The sequence below is a fragment of the Sinomicrobium oceani genome (genome assembly GCF_900119185.1).
Lineage (GTDB): Bacteria > Bacteroidota > Bacteroidia > Flavobacteriales > Flavobacteriaceae > Sinomicrobium > Sinomicrobium oceani.
Window position 1 is genome coordinate 1 of sequence record NZ_FPJE01000055.1, and the last position, 1365, is coordinate 1365.

The following is a 1365-nucleotide window of genomic DNA, read 5'->3' on the forward strand; positions in this document are numbered from 1 at the left end:
TCCTGGATAAGGCCGCTGGAATGCCCGTAACTCAGCGCATCGGCAGTCAGGCTATCCAGCAATTCCGCTTCGGGGGTGATTATGGCTTTCCGAAGTTGCTCTACCGCTGCTTCCAGGGCCTTCGCTGAGGCTTCGGAGGTGTTTGTGCTTTGTTCCTGCGCAGGCTCCGGAACCGGATGCTCTTTGCGGACTTCTTTGCAACCGGCCATTATAAAAAGGCAAAGGGCCGGTAACAACAGGTATAGGGTTTTCATCTTGTTTTGTTTTAGGTTCATAGCATATCAAATCATTATTTTACAAGGCAAAAGCCACGTATTTCCCTCCGGATTTTAATCCCCTACCACCCCCGGCGGCGATAACGAGATATTGTCTGCCGTCTATTTCATAGGTAATCGGGGTGGCAAATCCGGCTGCGGGTAACGGGTATTGCCAGCGTATTTCTCCGGTTTCGCTGTCAAAAGCACGAATCTTTTCGTCTTTGGTTGCGGCAATAAATACCAGTCCGCCTTCCGTAACCACAGGTCCCCCGTAATTGTCTGTCCCAGTAGGAGGTATACCCCTGGCTGTTAAGGCTTCGTACTCCCCAAGCGGAACACTCCACAGTTTTTTCCCGGTATTCAGATCGATAGCATTCATGGTTCCCCAGGGAGGTTTTATGCCCGGGTAACCTTCATGGTCTTTGAGTTGTTTCCACGACTTTACCACATACTGTGGCTGAAATCCGAAACTGTTTGCTTTCTGTTTCATTTTTTCCTTGCCGGCATCAAAGGCTTCCCGGTGTGCTGCTTTCTCCGGTCGTGGTTCGGGCATATCGAGGATATACGCACCGAGCATCCGGATCTCTGCTTCGGATAGGTGCGCAAAAGAAGGCATACGTCCGCTACCGTTCTTTATCAGTTCGTGTACTGCCTCAAGGCTTATCTTACCGGACAAAGCGTCGAGCGCCGGGAACTGCCCCCCGCCTTTGCGTTCTGCCCCATGGCACATGGCACAGTTCTTCAGGTAGAGTTGCTGCCCTTCCGGTACCTTACCCGTAGTCCTAAAACTATCGATATTTGTCATTTGTAGTATCCAGGGCTCCTCGTTGGCATTCTGGTAAAGGACACCTCCGGGGGTTATTGCATTACCTCCCCATTCTGCCCCGCCGCTGTAACCGAATAACACCGTCCCTTTTTCATCGGGAGGGGTAAACTTATGGTCAAAAGTATAAGACTCCAGTTGCCGGGTCACATACTCCCGGGCTTCTTTGGAAATATCGGTAATATCTGCTTCTGTCAATACCTGCCGGGAAAAAGGTTGAGGCTTCACCGGGTATTTCTGTACCGGCCAGGGATGTTCCCCGGGAAGTCCTTTTACGGGGACAGG

Annotated in this window: 2 protein-coding genes; both read right to left on the minus strand. The window is 51.3% G+C overall.

Annotated elements, in window-relative coordinates:
• The coding region (locus BT112_RS21425; protein ID WP_139276356.1) for a DUF2877 domain-containing protein at positions 1-254 on the minus strand (254 nt) is incomplete at its 3' end.
• 40 nt (positions 255-294) lie between these two features.
• The coding region (locus tag BT112_RS21430) for a c-type cytochrome (RefSeq protein ID WP_139276358.1) at positions 295-1365 on the minus strand (1071 nt) is incomplete at its 5' end.